The organism is Siminovitchia fortis (assembly GCF_003605365.2).
Lineage (GTDB): Bacteria > Bacillota > Bacilli > Bacillales > Bacillaceae_C > Siminovitchia > Siminovitchia fortis.
In genome coordinates, this window is the sequence record NZ_QYTU02000050.1 from 1 (window position 1) to 19,043 (window position 19,043).

Genomic DNA, 19,043 nt, shown 5'->3' on the forward strand with positions numbered 1-19,043 from the left:
ACTCTCATTAAAGTAGTTTGTAGCTCATAAAGCTGGCAATGGTTCAAACCATTGTTACATCAAAATTATTGACGTTTCGTTTCGTTCAGTTTTCATAGATCAAACTTGTTCGCCGCTCTCTTGGGCGACTTTTCTATTATACCGCGCGCATTTCAGGTTGTCAACAACTTTTTAAAAAATATTTTTCAACCTTGTTTGAGGCGACTTTCCTAATATAACATTTTTTAAAACCTGGCGTCAATACAATTTTAAATTATTGCGTTTGGTTCAACAATAGTCTAGTTTGTATTGCCAGTAGAAATATACTAACACCTTCTATTGATCACGTCAATGGTTTTTTACATATGACAATAGCAGCCAATGGAAGTCTGCCCAAAGGTTGCAGGTCACGATTTTAAGTATTTAATCAGAAAGCGGCATCCTGTATAACCTATCGTCATTTTCCTGTCCCGTTCCCCGACCATCAAGGTTATTACTAATGAAGTAAAGGTATTCATCCTCAATAAAAACATCTCGAATTCGACCAAGATCCGTTACCAGTTCCCGTTGTTCATTCGTTTTTAAATCAAATTCCAAAACGGCAGTTCCTCTGAGAGCTGCAACATATAATTTATCATTATCATACGCCATCCCGGATGGTGCCCAAGTCGCTTCGTTTCCGGAAGTGAATAAAGGGGAAACCATACCTTCCTGCTTTTCTTCTCCTTCAATAATCGGCCAACCGTAATTTTGACCGGCCTTGATCAAATTGATTTCATCATTTGCGTTATCACCGTGCTCACTTGCATACATCGTACCATCCGATGACCAAGTAATCCCTTGAGGATTGCGGTGTCCGTAGCTATAAACGTAGGAGTCTGGAAACGGGTTATCACCTGGTATCGATCCATCGAGGTTCAGTCTTAAAATTTTACCGCCTAATGAATTAAGATCTTGTGCTATTTCACGCTCAGAAGCGTCTCCTGCTGTTGCATACAGTTTTTCATCAGGCCCTATTTTAAGTCTTCCGCCATGATGGTAAGTACCACTGGGAATTTGGTCAAGAAGCAGGCTCTCTTCTCTCCATATATTGCCTTCTAATCGAAGCGTTACGATACGATTGAATTGTCCTCCACTGTTTTCATACGTATAATAGGCATACGCTTGGTTCGATTCGGAAAAGTCAGGGGCAAGCACAAATCCAAGCAGCCCTGCCTCTGAAGCTGTTGACACCTCTTCTTCTAGTTCTACACTTTGCCGCTCTACCTCGTCTCCTTCTATTTTGACAATGTTCCCTGATCTTTCTGTTAAATAAATGGTATCCTCTAATTTTTCGATGGACCACGGAACATCCAAGTTGTCCGCAATGACTTCCAAATCTTCTGCAGGTAAAGATTGTTCTGGTTTTTCCATGTATTCCGAATCATCAGGGGAACTTCGTTGTTCAGAGCAACCCGCTATTAAAAAGACAGCAGCAATCGATAATGCCAAGACTTTTTTCAATTTTAACTATTCCTCCCTCTTTATCTTCATCTATCTGCGCATATCCTCTATTCCATTATCTTTCTGATCCACAACCTCCCCATGTAGACACAAGATTGAATTTAATTCATTCTCTTAATTGAAACTGTAAAGTCATCATTAATACTGTCATTTTCATCACTCTCCACTGCTAATTCATATGCTTAGTGACACCAACCAAAATATCTAGATCAACGGTTATCCCAACAGAATCTTGATTCATAAATGATTCGATTTGTTCCTTTTTTGAATTCCAAGCAAGAGGGGACATTTGAACGAGATTTATTAACTCTGTTTGGTTTAATTCCTTTACATAGCTTAATTTGACATTTTCCTCCAAATGAAAATGTTGCTTGAAAAGCGATACGATTTCATCATTGTTATAAGTCTTTTTATTTTTATCAGTAAAAAGGATTTCCCGTAATTCCTTTAAATAATTGGAACGGGGAACAACCTTCACAATGAGGCCATTCAGAGCCATGATTCTTTTGAACTCCTCATAATTTGCAGGTGAAAGGCAATTCAAAACAACGTGGCATGATTGGTCTGACAAGGGTATGTTTGCTAAATCGCCGACAAGCCAAATCGGACTTTTATAATTTTTGGCAGCCATCATGATGCCCTCTTTTGAAATATCCAACCCAATACCGGTTATCGCATCATTCTTGCATTCATCTAAAGTCTTTTGTAAATGAGAACCCTCACCACATCCAGCATCAAGAAGTACAGTTGGTTCATAAGAGCCATCCAAATGCTTCTTGAGCATTTCTGAAACCTTCTCATGCAACAATGTGTATAAGTTACTTTCCATGATTATTCTTCGTCTTGCTTCAAAAAGTTTTTTGTCGTAATGTCCATTTGAAGGGCGATTCATCATGTTGACATAGCCCTGCTTTGAAAAATCAAACGTATGACTGTTCGAGCAGATGAGGCTTTTTAAAGCAAAAACCTTCATCGGACTATTGCATAGTGGACATCTAAACACATCCACGATTCCGCTTACCGCTTCAGCACTTCTTTCTTTCTGATTCATAATCCTTTTCCTTTCTATAAAATATCACAGGCCGTCCTATATACCTTTTCTACAACCGGGCCAATAATGGAATATTGTCCTGCCCGCCAATTATGGCATTAAGTAAAGTCTTCAGTATTTGAAAGGAAGATCTTTCAAGACCCGACTTCGAGTATGCTTAGCTTTTGGACTTTGAGCAGGGCTTCGGCCTGAAATACGACTTTAGTCGTCGGCATTCATGTCAAAATTCACCCGCTTTAGCAGGTGGTCGCTTAAAACTTCAAAAATGGTTTAATACGGCTTTTTTATCTTTGGCCATCTGAATTTTGGAACATGCTTCACCATTGTTTCAAATATGAGTCCCCATTGCTGTTCCGATAAAGTCGCAACTGAAATCTCATTCTTTATTTGAAGACTCCTTTTTAAATGCTTAATTTGAGGTGGTGTAAATACACCTCTTAATGCTAAATCGACAGATATTTGGGGATTTTTAAGCACATAATCGGCTAATCCCCAAAAGATTACATAATCGCTGTAAGATACAATCGGTTTAGGCTTTCTATTTATTGTAATCATTGCCGAATCAACTCTTGGTGGTGGAGAGAAATTCTTTCTTGAAATCACTTTAACATACTGAATATCAAACCACATTTTCCAAGCGGCTATATATGGATCTTTCACAAAATTTGACGTGAATCTTTTGGCCGCACCTTTTTCCATGACAATAACCCCTCTTTGCAAACAGGTCAATGGATTACTTAGAAGCATCTTCATTATGGGTGTCGTAATCGAGAAAGGAATATTTGATACAACGACAAATTTTTCTTTCGGCAAATGGACTTTCATGATGTCTTGATGAATGATTTTCGTATTTTGACTTTGCGCCGTTTTCTTTTTAAGAACTTCGACGAATTTAAAATCATATTCTACCGCCAATACCTTTCCTGCTCGTTCGTTGAGGACTGTCGTCAAAGCACCTTTTCCCGCTCCTAATTCTAAAACTGTATCTTCTTTGCATATTTTCGCTCGATCCACGATTTCATGAAGCAGCCTTTTATTATGCATCAAGTGCTGTCCGGAAAAGTTGGGAGGCTCTCCACGGCTTAATTTTTTGTTGCTGTATTTATGTGTTTTTTTGGTCATATGATTTTCCCTCCAATATAAAAAATCGCAGTCTTCTGCCCGCGATTTAGAGTAAAGGAAAGAAGCCTCGCCTTTTATAAATAAAAGTTGAGCCTAGAACCATATCCCAAATAATCCACACCAATTAAGGGTTGAGGTAAAAATTTACACAAAAAAAGAAAGGCAGAACAATCCACCTTTCTTCACAAATGCATATTTTAATAAGTTTTTTAATGAAGATTATTAAAAAAGGGCAGACGGATCCCGTTTACTCTGCCTGCAGGCAGAGACTTTAAGCAGTATTCAATTAGCTGCATAAAGTTGAAAAACGCAATCTAATCCATACAATACCCATTTTTTAACAACCCACCTTAGTTTAATTACTTTAAATATCGTATTTATTATAATTTTCACAATAGATAAAGTCAATGAAAACATTACTTGCTGCTCAGTTATCCACACTGCAATCCGAACCCATTTTTCAAAAAATCAGTCATTAAAAAATATTAATTAACTTCAATAATCACCCGATTGTTTAAGATTTTCTTTCGAACACCCACATTTTTGATACATCTCGATATCCCAATTTTAGATATAAAGGATGCCCAATCTGACTAGAAACAAGTACACTCTGGACAGCACCTTCCTGCTTGGCATCCATAAGCATTTTTCGGCAAAGTGCTTTGGCCATTCCTTTACCCCTATGCATTTTTGAAGTAAAGACATCATTCAAAAATACGGTTTTATCTAGTAGTGCATAGCTTCCATGAGATGCAGGATGCCCGTTTTCTTCACCAACGTAAAAATGCAGATTTGGATCATTTAATTTCTTAAGATCGATAGCGGCCTTATTGAAAAAATGATTGATACGTCGAGCTTCTTCCTCAGTTTGGACACACTTGATGATCTTGTTATCTGTTTCAAAAGACCAGCTATCCAGATTTAAAATCATAAGAAACTCTGTACTTTTGATGGTATATCCCTCCGCACCATAACTATACGGTTCTTCGTCAGAAAACAAAGTAAGCCAATAGTCTTTTTTTATGTCCAGTTTATTTATTGTATCAATAAAGTGAGCAGGATTTGAATTATAAACGATAAACTCGTCAGTTCTGCCATCAACATTTGTACCAAAAGCAAGATGCTTTATAGAATCATAATCATGTATTTGGGATGCAGGCTGGCGACTGCAATAATACTCACCCCGAATAAAAAAATCTACAGCTTTTTTTAACTCCGTTATTTCCTCCATACCGTCCATTCCTCCAAATGCATTTTGAAATGTACTGGCTTTTATTCTATTTAACAATTTATGATTTTCCGCCAAACCTTGTCGTTTAGAGAATTACTCCCCGCTCCAGCGGAAAAACCGTGAGGACAAAATGATTGACACGATGGCGACACCAAGGAGGACCGCGACATCCACCCCATTCTCCCAAATCGGTGTGAAATTCCATGTTTGCCTTATTAAATCAATGACATAGTAAAGCGGAAGGATGTGGGCGATAACACGTAATACGTTTGGCATCCATTCAATCGGAAAGGTGGCTCCCGATAGAAAAATCATCAAATTCATGGCAAGTGAACTGATGGCTGAGGCAGTCCGAACGCTTTTGGCAATTGAATTGATCAACAGTCCGAACGGGAAGAAGGCAACCAGGCTTAATAGTATTGCCAACAAGGTACTTCCCAAATATTTCGGTACATGTAAATCGAACACAAGGAATCCAAAAATGAGAATAATTACGGCGCTGATGGTAAAAATGACGGTTCCCTGCACGGTTTGCGCCGTTAACACCATCCAGGGCCTTACTGTTGTGACCTGATAGCGTCGCAAAATGCCTTTTTCACGATAGTTGGCCATCACCGTTCCGATTCCAAAAAACGCAGTGGTCAAGATATTCACGGCAATCCAGGAAGGAATGTAAGCATTGCTATAGGTCATCCCACCGATTTTTGCGCTTCCGAACATCGCCCCGAATAGCCAGATCATCAGAACCGGAAACAAAAAGGTCCAGAACACGGCCATTTTTTCTCGAAAAAATAACTTTGTTTCCATTACCGACAGTTTCACAATTTTATTCACGCTGATCGCTCCTTTAACAGGTGGACAAACAAATCATCCAGCGTGCCTCGCTCGAAACGGAATGCGGCCACTTTCCAACCGCGTTCTTCACATTCTTTTAAAACCATGTAGGCGGAACGCTGGAGATTCTCTGTTTGAATTCTCACCCGATCCGCGGATTTCTCCACATGAATCACACCGGGCAGGGCGATCAATACATCGGGATCCACATCGAAACTCTCAAACGCCAGGTAGTTTGTCGCCAGGTCTTCGAGCAACACATTCGGTTTTCCAAGTGCCCGGATTCGGCCGTCGTACACCATGGCGATACGATCGCAAAGTTTTTCGGCTTCTTCCATATAATGCGTTGTGACCAGGATGGTGGTTCCTTGTTCCTTCAGGGTATGGATGACTTCCCACAACTCTCGGCGTGCTTGCGGATCAAGCCCCATGCTCGGTTCATCCAAAAATACGATTTCGGGTTGATGCAAAACAGATAAAGCGAGCGTTACCCTTTGTTTCCAGCCACCGGAAAGATCCTTGAAATACGAATTGAGTTTGTCTTTCAAATGTAATTGTTCAATAATGTCCATCAGGTTATGATGTGTGTCATAAAAAGAGGAAAACAGATTCAGCGCTTCTTTGACCTTCATTAACTCCTGTATGGATGTGGCCTGGAACTGCACCCCGATTTTTTTATTTAATTGATAGCGGTCGGATTCCTTGCCGGGGTCAAAGCCAAGTACGTGCACGTTTCCGGAATCTCTTTTCCGCAGTCCTTCCAGAATCTCAATGGTTGTGGTCTTACCGGCTCCGTTCGGACCGATAATCCCGAAAATTTCGCCTTTTTCGACTGTAAAAGAAATCCCCTGTACGGCTCGGGTTTCCCCGTACTGTTTGGTCAATCCTTCAACTTCAATGACATGTTTCATCTTTTTTCTCCTTCTCTCATAAAAAGTGAATGGATTTTTACTCTTCAGTCTTGCATCAAAAAATCAGTTTTATTTTACAAAAAGGTTATTCCGGCAGCCACCCTTTGTTTTCGGCAATTGAGACGGCATCCATCCTGTTTCTCGCTTCAAGCTTCTGAATAATTTCGGAAATGTAGTTGCGGATCGTAGCTGGATATATATATAAAGCCTTACTGATTTCTTTGACGGAATCCCCCTTCTTCAGGTGCAGCAATATCTCGGATTCTCGTTTCGTCAGTGGGTTTATTTCTTCCATCATGGAAAAAGTAAGGTGCGGGCTGAAGACACGCCTGCCCGCGTGAATTTTTCGCAGTGCTTCCGCCAATTCGGACACGGGCGTATCTTTTAGCAAATAACCCATTACTCCGGCCTTCACGGCACGTTGCAGGTAGCCGCTTCGGGCAAAGGTGGTCACGATGGCGACCCGGCATTCACTGCCTTCATCCCTCAACTTTTCCGCTGCCTCCAGTCCGCTTAACAATGGCATCTCTATATCGAGCACGGCAATATCGGCGTTTTTTCCTGACATCCGGAGAGCCTGTTCACCGTTGTTGGCTTCCCCAACAATTTCAATATCTTCTTCCGGGGCCAACAACTGGCTGACCGCGGATCGAAGCATTCCCTGATCTTCCGCAATGACGATTCTCTTGGATTCCCTCCTTCTTGATCGCCGGTTTCTTGACTTTCGGCACGATAATCGTGATTTTTGTTCCTTTTGTTTCCCCGGTTTCCATTTCAAGTTTCCCTTCGATCAGAAACAACCGTTCTTTCATACCCAACAGGCCGCTGCCGAACCGATCACCAAAGCCGGATAAAAGCCGAAGCTCAATTCCCACGGGCTCAAGAAAGCTCCCCATAAAGCAATCGCGACCAGTTGAACAATGATGAAAAAGGTTCGGTGTTTCGCATTCATAATGCTGATCAAATGAGCTGTTGCGATTATAAAAAACAAAAGATAGTTGTACCCTGTCGGTTGCGGAAAAATAATCATAGAAATCAATGGAAGAAGCAGCATCATTGTTTCCCACGGCAGTCTGGCGCGAGCCATTTCTTACCACCTTCCTCATTTTGCTCTATCATACCATATGGCTTTGAGCCATTGACCTTAACCTTTTTCGTTGGTAATCGGGGTCCCGGGAATTTGGGTCTGCTTCCCGTGTTTCAGCCACATCGGAACCAACCAGATCGAAAGTAAGAAGACCACGACATGCACCGGCTGTGCAATAACCCAGAATTTATCTGCGAGCGGATTGGCCCAAACATTGAGTGAAGACAACAGAGTGACACCCCCGGTCAGCAGAACATAATAGAGTGAAGGTCTAGCAGTTTTTTGAAACCACTTTACGAAAATCATTGCCCCGGCAATATTTGTGATGATCGAAGCAACGGCAATGGAGATCCAATTTAACTGGGAGAACCACAGGCCTGTCACAGCACCTAACAGGTAAGCCGCAGCAATACCTGCCGCTCCTGAAATAACCCCTGCATATAAACCGACTAATATACCTTTTCTCATTGTTTGTGCCTCCTTCATTTAATTTATTAAAAGCATATCGAAAAGCCTACAGGGGCCGGTAGTTATGCATATCACTTTTTTGAAATGATAAATATCATTTTTTTAAAGGTTTTTCGGATCGGTTCATGTTATTAAAAATGACTTTTTAAGGAAAAATGGCGGCAACATCTACAGACTGGCCCGATTACATTTCTAATTTTCTTCCTTATTGCTGGTACTCCCCCTTTAACCTACATAAATCCGGACAGTTTTATTTATTGACAAATTCTAATTATTAAAGATACCATTTAAACATAAATATTTTAAAAATTGAGGCGAATCACTTTGGAAGGAAAACCTTTCCGTGAGCAACTCGCGCTGTTCATATCGTAATGTCGATGTTAGGCTGTGATGAACGTTATGATCATATTCTTATGTATAAACAAGTGCCCACCTTTATTTGGAAGCTATACATGCTAAACCAAATAAAGGAGGATGCTTATTATTATGAACATGAATCGATCGATGGTTATGATCTCTATCTTTGCCGCTACCTTTTTAGCGGCTGCAGAGTCATCGATTGTTGCGACGGCTATGCCAAAAATTGTATGGAATTTGAAAATTTATAATATTTAGTATATATCCATAAACTGTAGAATATTTGTCCATGATTCACCTAGAATGGCATTCCATGCAACAGTGCCGGTCATCGTAATTTTTTTAAAATTTGTTTTAAATATACGACGATACAATACTTTTCAACTAATTAATAAAAAAGAGTATTTCGATATTCATTCAAGTTTAAATTGATAGAAAATCAGCATATCATAATAATGAAAATGTTATGATTTTTTATGGAAGAAAGGTGGAGTGACAACATGTTTTCATTTATTGTCGTTGTGTTTCTTTTATTTTTAGTCCCAGGTCCTGCAGTGATTATTACAATTTCTCAAACGATAAAAAGCGGGAGAAAAAATGGTATTATGACTGCTTGTGGAATCGCCTTAGGGGATAGTATTCACGTGTTGTTCGCTGTTTTAGGGTTATCAGCGATATTATTAAGTTCTGCTCTAGCATTTGAAATCGTCAAATATATCGGAGCTCTTTATTTATTTTACTTAGGAATTCAAATATTACTGACAAAGGCTAAACAAGAAGAAAAACCAAACCTTGAACAAACGTCTGTGAGTACAGATAAAAGCTCGAGTTGGAAATCAATTAAACAAGGCTTTTTAGCAGAAATATTGAATCCTAAAACAGCGTTATTCTTTTTAGCATTTTTACCTCAATTTATCCAAAATGACGGAAGTGGTGTGACATTACAACTTTTTGTTTTAGGTATTGTATTTGTGCTAATGAGTATCATATATACCACTTTTTTGGCTTATTGTACAAGTTTCATTGGAGCAAAGATGTTCAAAACATCAGGTGCTTTTGCTCATAAAATCGAGAAAATTGTTGGTTTGATTTATATTGGATTAGGCATACGTTTGGCGCTTCAAACTCAAGAATAGATGGCGAATATAAACTATTCGTTTCCCAAAACTTAACCTACTTCATAATTCCTATAAAATTATAGAATGAAAGAAAACGCTTATTTTTAAACAACCTAAGTAACCATCTATCAGTGTATCAGATAGATGGTTACTTTACTTCCAAGACAAAATCAACAAACCCTATTTTCTCTGAGCATTGAGCGCAAAAATATTAATTCTAGCCGTAGTATTCATACCTCTTTTTTAGTACTATGTTTCGTATTTCCATAATGATCGACTGCGAAGCTAAACAATACTTTCATCAGAAACAGCAAGCTAATGGTCAACATATATGGAGTTATTCCTGGCAGCATCGGCACGACCCCCAGACCAACAGACAAAAGCAAGCCCGCTACAAATAATTGCACATGCTTCCCAATAAGGGAGTTTACGATAAAAGCCCCGATGATCGTATAAGCCCATATCCCTACTGAATACCCAATATTAGTATTGAGAAGCACGGCAATAAGCACGATATGGACGTGGATCGCGATGAATACGATCCGATTTTTTTTACGCACCGCATAAAAATTGCTAGTTGATGCTGTAAAATTCGCTATAACGCCCGCAAAAACATCGAAAATCAATAATAATGCCAGGACGCTGCGCCACACCGGCAAATCGTTAGCCAATTCAGGGAATCGGTAATATAACGCAGCCGCCAACATACCGCCAAAAAGCAGTATCGCTAAAATAGATCCAACAGACTGTTTCTCGCCAAATACATCATGCAAAAAAGAAGGAATTCGAAGCTGTCTCATTTCACGCCACTCCCATCATCAATAAATAACACCTTTTTATAAAGTTATATATTATGTGTAGCATTTATCACTAAAACTATTATATCTACATGAACTTCATTGTTCAATATATTTTGTACTGTTTTTATTGAATCAGTCTAAAATTTTGGTTACACTACATATGAGGTGAACGATGATGAACGGTTACGAACGACGGAAACAGAAAAAAATGGAGCAAATATTCAGCGCATCGATTGAATTATTTTTCAAATACGGCTTTCAGAAGGTTAGCGTGAATGAGATTGCGCATAAAGCGAATGTTTCCCCTGCAACCATATATAATTACTTCGGGACAAAAGAGCAGCTTTATACTGATTCCCTGACGAATTGGCTGGACAAGCAGTTGGCACAGTACGAGGACATACTGAATTCCGGGTTATCTTTTCTTGAAATAACTAAAAAAATCATGCTGTTGGAGGCTGAAAATTTGAAAATTTTAGCAGATGAGTTTCCGAAATTCCCATCTTCTGATTTAAGAGGGTTGATACAAATGATGGACGGTTATAGCGAGCAGAAGGTCGTACCTTTTTTTAAGAAGTTTGTCGCACTTGGAAAACAAGAGGGGTATATTCGAAAAGATCAAACTGAAGAGATAATAATGCGTTATTTTACAATGTTCCAGAATGAACTGGTCCGGAATTGGGAGGGATCGAATCAAAAGTGGACAACCGAGAATATGGATCAATTGATGGAGTTGTTCTTTTATGGGGTAGCTGGACGGGCACAGCTTCAGGAATAGTGCAAACCAAATCCTTTTTTGCAAAATTGACAATATTGCTTTGTAATTATTAGAGCTTCTTATCTATATACAACAACGATAGCGTACTTCACAGAAAACACGTCCATCTATTCGTTATATTGTAGTGCAAAAATGGATGTTACCAGGGAGCGTTGAAAATGATAAAACAGGAAGAACTACTTGCCCGCCAACTGCAGCTACAAGCTGAAGCAGATTCAATTGTTGAAGAAATGCACCTTAAGCAATTGCTGACAGAAGCCGGTACACCAGTAAAAGTAGGGAGTGCGGCTTTAGGTTTAATGGCTTGGAGAGACCTCGATATTACAGTCGTTTGTTCTAAGTTAAACATCGCTGCAATTTCCGGAATAGCTTCACAATTGATGTCCAGTCCTCAAGTCCGCGATTTAAAATTCATAAATGATACGGGCAATTGGAACACTGATCCAGCCTATCCCGACGGTTATTTTCTAGGTATCACTTACGAATCCAACATTGGAAACAAATGGGAACTGGATATTTGGTTTGTGGACGAGCCTGAAAAACAGCCCGATTTGCAGCATATTCGTACGATGCCTGATCGACTAACTCCTGCAGCGATTGTCTCTATTTTAAGCATTAAAACCGTTTGGTCCGCACGACCCGAGTATGGGAAGCAAGTAACAAGCTTCGATATCTATACTGCTGTATTAGATAGTAATGTACGTACCCCTGACGAATTCAAGAATTGGCTGGGAAGCCGAAACAACCATTTCCATTAAAAAATCGCTTCTTTTTAATCTCGGCTCTTTTGCCTGTAGTTTTTAAGTTGGCTTGCGCATGGGGTAGAACAGAAGCGGAAGGGATCGAGGTTGCCCGTATGGAAGGCGTCACAGCAGATCTTGACGTCAGGTGATTGGCTGCCAAACATGAGTAAATAATCTACCGTACAAATCGAATAGCTTACCGAAAATCAATACAGTAACGGTAGAAGCCACCTTGTATGACGGAGCCAAAGCGAATAAACAGCTGACAATAGCCTAATCCTTTCTGTACAATGACGGCGGATTAGGCTATTGTTGTTCGCAAAAAAATGATCCCAGCCCTTTGTGAGGACCTTGGGAGCATCTGCACTACCTATGTTAAAAGTACTTTATTTCGGTTTTGCAAGGCTTACTTGCATATTATTTTATCTGTCAGACGTTTTACCTCTTAACCTCATAATGCAATTCTACAAATTGATTAAACTTCCTTGTCCCTTTTAATAACAATTCTAAGTGATAATCCCCTTTCTTAAACAAAGGAATCCCACTTCCAATGAGCGTTGGTGCGATAGTTATGATGAGCTCATCAACAGCATTCTCTTTTAGGAAGGAATATAGCAGTTCCCCTCCTCCAACCATCCAAATATTTTTCCCTTCCTGTTTCTTTAGTTTATTTACAAAGTCCGGAATATTGGGGCTAATAAATTTCACCTGCTCCGTATCAGCAATCGAAGACCTTGTAAACACATAAAAATTTTTATCAGAATACAGCCAGCTATTGTCACCCTCATGTTCCATAATCCAATCGTAAGTTGTTTTCCCCATTAAAACGGTATCAATCGTGTCAAAAAACTCAGAAGTGCCATTATCTCCTTCTCCCTCTACTTTAAACAACCATTCAAGTGACTCCTCTTTTGTCGCAATATACCCGTCTAAACTTGTTGCAATAAATAATACCACTTTCCGACTTTCAGTCATCAATCATTCTCCTTTCCGTTTCTACAGATTAAGTATAAAACATTAATATGACATCTCTTGTCATATAAAAAATAAATTTGCACTTCGAAAGAAGGTTAAAAGATTATGCGGGCTGATCGGTTACTCAACATAATGATATTGCTGCAAAATAGAGGGAAAATGACAGCCAAGGAGTTGCAAACAAACTTGAGGTTTCAGAAAGAACAATTCTAAGGGATATGGACGCCTTAAGTCATGCGAGAATACCGATTATTCGGATCGAGGGAAAGACGGAGATTGGCGTCTGTTAGATAATTTTCGCACTCACTTAAGCGGGTTGAACATTGGCGATGTCAAATCGCTCTTTCTTTTCCCTTCGGAAGAATTGCTGAAAGACTTAGGATTCAATAAACAAACATTGGATACGAGACAAAAAATTATTAGCCCATCCCAGAAACTTTTCAAGAAGAGGCACAAGTGAGCTGGGAAAGAATTCATATCTACTCAGGTACTTGGCGACAAACTAAGGAAAGCGTTCATGCACTTAAAACAGTCCAGCAAGCAGTGTGGGAAGGCAAAAGGCTAACAATCGTCTATAAACAGGCGAATGGAGAACTGCGTAATTACAGGGTATCACGCATACACACAGCAAAGATTGAAGATGAAACTTTTAGAGGGCCGCTGAAATGAACCTCCCCTCCTTAACCGATTAAAGATTGAATCAGCTAAGGAGGGGTTTCCGCTGGCGTGCACGGAATCCAGCTTTCGCCGGCGGTTCTGAGATAACGGCCGTTGCCCGGAGGGCTATCGCCGTTTGAAGTGGGGGACTTCTTTTAGAAGTTCGTTAAAGATTAAAATGAAACTGGCGTGTTTTAAAAGATTCGCCTCCCAATTTCTGATAAAATTGAACTGCATGTGCGTCAGCTTCCNGGACCCAGCCTTATCATACGACATGAGCTCATAAGCAGTTATTCCCCCAATTACTTTAATTTTTGGGGCAATTGCTGGTAACAGTCTACAGATGGTTACAATAAAGTCGTTACATTAGGTTGTTCAACAATCGCGCCCATTAATGGAATAGTCTTTTCTGATATTAGCTGGTATAGTCGAACAAAAATCCTTAAAACATCTTTCTTACTGTAAGGTATTTAGCAATTATAATATTTCGATATACCCTTCAGTTCCATTTACTCTGATCCTTTGTCCATCCTTGATCAGCTTGGTGGCATTTTCTACACCGACAACTGAGGGCAAACCGTATTCACGTGCAATAACTGCTCCATGGGTCATCAATCCACCAACTTCAGTGACTAGGCCTTTTATGGATACAAACAATGGTGTCCAACTAGGATCAGTAAAAGAGGTAACTAATATATCTCCATCTTCTAAATCAGCATCTTCCATGTTTAAGATGACACGTGCTTTTCCCTCTATAACTCCGGAAGACACAGGTAGACCCACAATCGCATCAGCTGGGAGATTTTCTCGCTTGTACTGACCTGCAATGATTTCACCATCGGACGTGATCACACGCGGCGGAGTTAGTTTTTCAAATAATTTGTACTCGTCTTTTCGTTTGCTGATGATCCGGTCATCCAGTTTCTTTGTGAGGACGACTTCGCGAAGTTCTTCAAAAGTGAGATAGTAGATATCTTCTTTCTCATGAATCACGCCTGCTTGTACGAGTTGTTCGGCTTCTGTCAGCAAAGCCTGCTTATAAACGAAGTAGCGATTGACCATGGCGTATTTCGGATATTCCCTAAACCCGCTGAAATTCCGGATGAAGTCGATCCTTTGTTTGGTTTCTTTGGCTTTTTGTTCACCATCCGATAATAGCTTCAATCGATCCAATAACTCTTGTTCTTTTTTCAAAGCTTCCCGTCGCCCTTGCTCAAATTTCCGCTTGCCGGCATTCGGCTCAAAGTTTTTGATATTACTGAGAATAATGGGGACAAGTGTAGTCGGATTTTCGCTCCATCGGGTTCTCGTAATATCGATTTCTCCGGCACATCGCATTCCATATTTGTCGAGATAAGCACAGATCGCGTCTCGGGTTTCCTGTCCACCATCAAACTTCACCAGTTCATCCAAAAAGCGTTCGTCTTTTACATGTTGTAAATAATCAATGACTTTCGGATAAGGGCGAATCACATCTGCGACATCCAATAGCGCCAGACCCATCTCCGAAGTAATATTGTTTGGTACCGATTGAGACAGCGTGTCTGCTGCGTTTTTTTCACCTAACCACTCGTTCATCTTTTCATTAATCCATGATGATGCATCCATAGCAGCTATAATAACACCCAAACTTTGTGGGTCGGATAACATCTTCGTTAATTGCTGGATATCTTCTTGAATAAAATCGAATAAATCCGATCCCGATTTCGTTTGGATATTTTGTTTTAATGCCTCGATCGATGTTTGACTACGCTGAATCAAATCAGAAACGATTGTCGGATCGATTTCGAGTTGTGCTTGAGAACCCGCAGGCGGTATAGCTTCTTTGCTTTTAACGGCACTCTGTTCTTTTTTGTCATTTGGTAATGATTTTATAAAATCTCCTCGCTCGATGACGGTCATCAGTGCGTCTTTGATTAGCGGATCGGATTGTCCTAGGTTATTTAATACCATTTCTCTGCTAGCAGGTGAAGCCAGCATAGGTGTTACATCAACAAACAACCTTCCGCCAGCGTTACGCATGGGGGCACGAGTCGTTAACAGCCAAAAAGATAATCCCAATGGTTTCATGGGGTCGATCATCATTTGTTGATGACCAACAGATACATAGACGTGATTTTCCTGATCATTATCTTCAGGGATGGGGTATAAAGTCGTGATTGGCCGACTCTGGACAATGTAGAATGTATCTTGGGCCAAACACCATTCGATATCTTGCGGCTGGCCGAAATAAGCTTCGATCTGTCTGCCGATGCGTGCCAGTTGCAAAATTTGTTGGTCAGTCAAGGTCTGAGTCTTTTGCTGATCTGGATCGATCTCGTGTGTCTCTGTTCCGCCTTCTTTTCGTCCATAGATAGCCAATGTTTTAGTTGCGATTCTCTTCTCGACGATTTCCCCATCACGCACTTTATAACAATCGGGAGATACCAAGCCAGAGACGAGTGCTTCTCCAAGTCCAAAGCTAGCATCGATGGATAGCAGCTTTCGGTTAGAAGTAATCGGATCAGCGGTAAATAAAATCCCTGAAGACTGTGGAAAAACCATCCTTTGAATGACAACGGATAAATATACTTGACTATGGTCGAATCCATTTTGAATGCGGTAAATGACAGCACGATCCGTAAATAGGGATGCCCAACATTTGCTGATATGCTTCAATATTGCTTCTTTGCCAATGATATTTAAATAGGTGTTTTGCTGACCGGCAAAAGAAGCATGAGGTAAATCTTCAGCCGTTGCACTGGAACGCACTGCATATGCATGTTCATCGCCAAGTTGGGAGAGATAGTGAGCAACTCCGCCCGCAACATCAGAAGGAATTTCTGTTTCGATAATGGTTTGTCGAATCCTTCTGCTGATTTCACCAATTTGATCTCGATCTGTTGCATTTAGCATTGTCAGTTGGTCTAACAATGCATGGAAGGCTACATTTTGTTCAAGGGCTTTTTGATAGGCTTCTGTCGTAACACAAAAACCTTCTGGCACTTGTATTCCTTGAATTTTCAATAACTCCCCTAAGTTAACCCCTTTTCCCCCAACCACCATTTGTCTCGTTTTATCAATCTCTTGAAACTCTAGCACATATTTCTTCATTTCTTTCCCTCCTTTTATTGATTCGATAAATCATTTAACAAAAAAGCTCATCTGACCATGTTAAATGTCTCATCGAAGCTTCTACACCGCTGGATTAATACTAGCAGGTAAAAAAATTAAAAAAAGACTGAAAATTTTTGATTAATCATGATATAATTAAGTCAAGGAAAGGGACAGTTACTGATTATTTATCGTAACTGTCCCTTTTTTATGGACGGCACATCTTGGATCGTCAGCCAAGGCTTATAATTTCCTAATTCTCCTTGGCCACGGCCTTCTTTATAATATCGGTCAATTTTCTTTTCGGTCCAACCAGTTTGGCGTTTAGACATAACTACACCTCCGAAATTATTAATTTACTTTTCAAGTATGATATTCAGACGAGATTTTTCCTTGATGTCATTCCCGGTGTCATGAATTCCTCTCCTGTTAATTCAGATGCTATTTCGTCTATAAATTGAGTTGAGGCATTTTTAATAAACTCCGAATTCGGATGAAGTCCCTTTAGTTAGCCATTTACTAATTTCTTACTTTTAAAATCATTTTAATTTAAAATGGCTCTTCGGATTTTATGGTGGGATCCTACTTCTTTTCATTGTCGAGTAATTCCAGAGGGTTTATTTAGAAAACAAATGTTTAACTTAATATATTATTGGTTGCAAAGTTCATTTAAGTGGTGAGTAATAATTTGTTCCGTTTTTTCAATTGTGAATATATCCGGTCTTAATAGAGCATGTATGGATAAACCTTCAATGACGGCCGAAAGCCTTAATTTTTCTATTTTAATATTTATGTCTTTATTTACATAGCCTGCTTTTATCAATATTTCAAGCAGTGCCTCCATTAAAATATATTCTCCTTCAGTTAGTTCATCTTTTTTTTTATTCAAAGCTACACTTGTAAGTGAGCGAATGGCGAAAACTAGCCAAATGCAAGTTTCAGTTTGTTTATCCCGATCCACAGGAACTAATTCTAACAACGTTTCCTGTACCGCAATAAGAGGGTTTTTTGACCATGATTTATTCTCCGACCGTTCTTTCCCACGAACAAGAAAATATTCCATAATAAATAATAGTAATTCATCTTGGTTTGAGAAATAATGTCTTAGTGCTCCGGTAGACATTCCAGCTTCAGATGCAATTCTTCGGATAGATGCTTTTTCAATGCCTTCCGTTTCAATAATTTTCCAAGCTGTTTCAGCGATCATTTTTCTTTTGTGATCATTATCAACTATTTTCGGCACTCAAATCACCTCTTGCTTTTATTTCACACACTGTGTTATTATCATTTCATCACAGTGTGTGAAATAAATAAGGGGGGATGTTAAGGTTCTTGAAATCACTCATTGGAACATTAAAGCGGATGGACATTATCAAAGTGGTGAAATAGGACCTTCTTGAACAATTAAATCATTTGTAAGGTACATTAAACTTCCTTATTAACCGAATAAGTTTAATAAATGGTTTTATGAACAGTTTAGGGGATAAGGGAAGGAATCTTAGAAATGAAACGAAGATAGTCATGGGCAGTGCCTACTTTTTTCAGGGAAAGGAGATTGAAATAGATGGATCTTCATTACGAAATTAAAGGAAACGGAAAGCCGGTTATACTACTTCATAGTGGAGCTATGGATTCACGTGACTGGGAATTCATCACACCACATCTTTCAAAGTCGTTCAAAGTAATCACTCCTGATGTCCGGGGTGCAGGGAAGTCACCTGTTCCGAATAAACCCATTGATTATGTTGAGGATCTTAGAAAACTCTTGGACCATCTTAAAATTAAGAAAGGTGCCCTCGTTGGACATTCCCTAGGTGGACAAATTGCAACTGATTTTACTCTGACCTATCCAAAAAGGGTGTCTCAATTGGTATTGGTCGCTCCAGGCCTGTCGGGGTTTAAATTTTCTTCCGAACATGCGGAATTAGAGAGCCGAGTTTTTAAAGCTGCACCAGATGTCGAGAAAATGACTAATATAACATTAAGCGAGCCTTCCTGGAGTGTTTCTTTCGGAAAAGCATACGATTTATTGCGCGAAATGATGATACACAATATTCAAAAGACTTTTGATTGGAAAACATTCGAAACTGTTTCCTCCAATTCAGCGATGGAAAGATTGGGAGAAATTAAAACGAAGACACTTTTTATCATAGGCGAGAAGGACTCAGGAGATCTCTTTAAAATCGCACAATTATATAAGGAAGTTCTCAATATTAACTTTGTGCGTATACCTGGTGCTAATCACATCATCACTTTGACCCACCCTAAGGAAGTTTCCGACCATATCAGTCTTTTTTTGAGCTTACCAGATGTGTAGTGCAAAATAAAAGTGCAGA

General features: G+C 39.6%; 20 protein-coding genes and 1 pseudogene. 6 read left to right on the forward strand and 15 right to left on the reverse strand.

Annotated elements, in window-relative coordinates; all coding sequences use genetic code 11:
- Nucleotides 1-402: 402 nt before the first annotated feature.
- The 10 genes from D4N35_RS16115 to D4N35_RS16155 form a co-directional block, all read right to left on the reverse strand.
- Nucleotides 403-1,482, reverse strand: coding sequence for a PQQ-dependent sugar dehydrogenase (locus tag D4N35_RS16115; protein ID WP_235870411.1), 1,080 nt, complete (start codon nt 1,480-1,482; stop codon nt 403-405).
- Nucleotides 1,483-1,651: 169 nt separating this feature from the next.
- Nucleotides 1,652-2,533, reverse strand: a complete 882-nt coding sequence (locus tag D4N35_RS16120) for a putative RNA methyltransferase (RefSeq protein ID WP_120075530.1) — start codon at nt 2,531-2,533, stop codon at nt 1,652-1,654.
- A 270-nt stretch (nt 2,534-2,803) separates the two neighbouring features.
- A complete protein-coding gene (erm, locus tag D4N35_RS16125; RefSeq protein ID WP_120075532.1) occupies nt 2,804-3,655 on the reverse strand; it encodes a 23S ribosomal RNA methyltransferase Erm in 852 nt (283 codons plus the stop codon).
- A gap of 514 nt (nt 3,656-4,169) precedes the next feature.
- A complete protein-coding gene (locus D4N35_RS16130; protein ID WP_164876409.1) occupies nt 4,170-4,886 on the reverse strand; it encodes a GNAT family N-acetyltransferase in 717 nt (238 codons plus the stop codon).
- Between the two features lie 93 nt (nt 4,887-4,979).
- Entirely contained in the window at nt 4,980-5,720 is a 741-nt protein-coding gene (locus D4N35_RS16135; RefSeq protein WP_120075535.1) for an ABC transporter permease, read from the reverse strand.
- Nucleotides 5,717-6,631: an ABC transporter ATP-binding protein gene (locus D4N35_RS16140; protein WP_120075537.1), complete on the reverse strand. Its 915-nt coding sequence runs from the start codon at nt 6,629-6,631 to the stop codon at nt 5,717-5,719. Before D4N35_RS16140 ends, D4N35_RS16135 begins: the two co-directional genes overlap by 4 nt.
- An 85-nt stretch (nt 6,632-6,716) precedes the next feature.
- Nucleotides 6,717-7,289 (reverse strand): response regulator transcription factor, encoded by a 573-nt coding sequence (locus tag D4N35_RS16145; RefSeq protein WP_120075538.1) that lies wholly within the window; start codon nt 7,287-7,289, stop codon nt 6,717-6,719.
- On the reverse strand, nt 7,240-7,443 hold the full coding sequence (locus D4N35_RS18225) for a hypothetical protein (RefSeq protein ID WP_120075540.1): 204 nt from the start codon (nt 7,441-7,443) through the stop codon (nt 7,240-7,242). The genes D4N35_RS16145 and D4N35_RS18225 overlap by 50 nt, the downstream gene beginning before the upstream one ends.
- Nucleotides 7,440-7,718, reverse strand: coding sequence for a hypothetical protein (locus D4N35_RS18230; RefSeq protein WP_120075541.1), 279 nt, complete (start codon nt 7,716-7,718; stop codon nt 7,440-7,442). The genes D4N35_RS18225 and D4N35_RS18230 overlap by 4 nt, the downstream gene beginning before the upstream one ends.
- 57 nt (nt 7,719-7,775) lie before the next feature.
- A complete protein-coding gene (locus D4N35_RS16155) occupies nt 7,776-8,186 on the reverse strand; it encodes a hypothetical protein (protein ID WP_120075543.1) in 411 nt (136 codons plus the stop codon).
- Nucleotides 8,187-8,672: 486 nt separating this feature from the next.
- Here D4N35_RS16155 and D4N35_RS18565 point away from each other — a divergent pair, with 486 nt between their 5' ends.
- Both D4N35_RS18565 and D4N35_RS16160 read left to right on the forward strand, forming a co-directional pair.
- Nucleotides 8,673-8,801 carry a hypothetical protein gene (locus D4N35_RS18565; RefSeq protein ID WP_260842237.1) on the forward strand — a complete coding sequence of 43 codons (129 nt, stop codon included), beginning with the start codon at nt 8,673-8,675 and terminating at the stop codon, nt 8,799-8,801.
- A 242-nt stretch (nt 8,802-9,043) separates the two neighbouring features.
- Entirely contained in the window at nt 9,044-9,679 is a 636-nt protein-coding gene (locus tag D4N35_RS16160) for a LysE family translocator (protein ID WP_120075544.1), read from the forward strand.
- A 212-nt stretch (nt 9,680-9,891) separates the two neighbouring features.
- Here the strand turns inward: D4N35_RS16160 and D4N35_RS16165 are convergent, their stop codons facing one another.
- Nucleotides 9,892-10,461 (reverse strand): hypothetical protein, encoded by a 570-nt coding sequence (locus D4N35_RS16165; RefSeq protein ID WP_120075546.1) that lies wholly within the window; start codon nt 10,459-10,461, stop codon nt 9,892-9,894.
- A 175-nt stretch (nt 10,462-10,636) separates the two neighbouring features.
- Here D4N35_RS16165 and D4N35_RS16170 point away from each other — a divergent pair, with 175 nt between their 5' ends.
- Together D4N35_RS16170 and D4N35_RS16175 are read left to right on the forward strand one after the other, a co-directional pair.
- On the forward strand, nt 10,637-11,239 hold the full coding sequence (locus D4N35_RS16170; RefSeq protein ID WP_120075547.1) for a TetR/AcrR family transcriptional regulator: 603 nt from the start codon (nt 10,637-10,639) through the stop codon (nt 11,237-11,239).
- Between the two features lie 158 nt (nt 11,240-11,397).
- Nucleotides 11,398-11,997: a hypothetical protein gene (locus D4N35_RS16175; RefSeq protein WP_120075549.1), complete on the forward strand. Its 600-nt coding sequence runs from the start codon at nt 11,398-11,400 to the stop codon at nt 11,995-11,997.
- Between the two features lie 423 nt (nt 11,998-12,420).
- Here D4N35_RS16175 and D4N35_RS16180 read toward each other — a convergent pair whose 3' ends face one another.
- A complete protein-coding gene (locus tag D4N35_RS16180) occupies nt 12,421-12,957 on the reverse strand; it encodes a dihydrofolate reductase family protein (RefSeq protein ID WP_120075551.1) in 537 nt (178 codons plus the stop codon).
- A gap of 218 nt (nt 12,958-13,175) precedes the next feature.
- Between D4N35_RS16180 and D4N35_RS18470 the strand changes: the two genes are divergently transcribed.
- Nucleotides 13,176-13,247 (forward strand): hypothetical protein, encoded by a 72-nt coding sequence (locus tag D4N35_RS18470; protein ID WP_235870412.1) that lies wholly within the window; start codon nt 13,176-13,178, stop codon nt 13,245-13,247.
- Between the two features lie 844 nt (nt 13,248-14,091).
- On the opposite strand, the gene ppsA is transcribed toward D4N35_RS18470, so the two are convergent.
- From ppsA to D4N35_RS16200, 3 genes and pseudogenes are all read right to left on the reverse strand, one after another.
- Entirely contained in the window at nt 14,092-16,707 is a 2,616-nt protein-coding gene (gene ppsA, locus D4N35_RS16190; protein WP_120075552.1) for a phosphoenolpyruvate synthase, read from the reverse strand.
- A gap of 212 nt (nt 16,708-16,919) precedes the next feature.
- Nucleotides 16,920-17,039 (reverse strand): annotated as a pseudogene (locus D4N35_RS16195) (TnsA endonuclease N-terminal domain-containing protein); the annotation flags it as partial.
- Nucleotides 17,040-17,356: 317 nt separating this feature from the next.
- Entirely contained in the window at nt 17,357-17,950 is a 594-nt protein-coding gene (locus tag D4N35_RS16200) for a TetR/AcrR family transcriptional regulator (protein ID WP_120075554.1), read from the reverse strand.
- A gap of 321 nt (nt 17,951-18,271) precedes the next feature.
- On the opposite strand from D4N35_RS16200, the gene D4N35_RS16205 reads away from it, so the two are divergent.
- A complete protein-coding gene (locus D4N35_RS16205) occupies nt 18,272-19,024 on the forward strand; it encodes an alpha/beta fold hydrolase (protein ID WP_120075555.1) in 753 nt (250 codons plus the stop codon).
- Nucleotides 19,025-19,043: the final 19 nt, after the last annotated feature.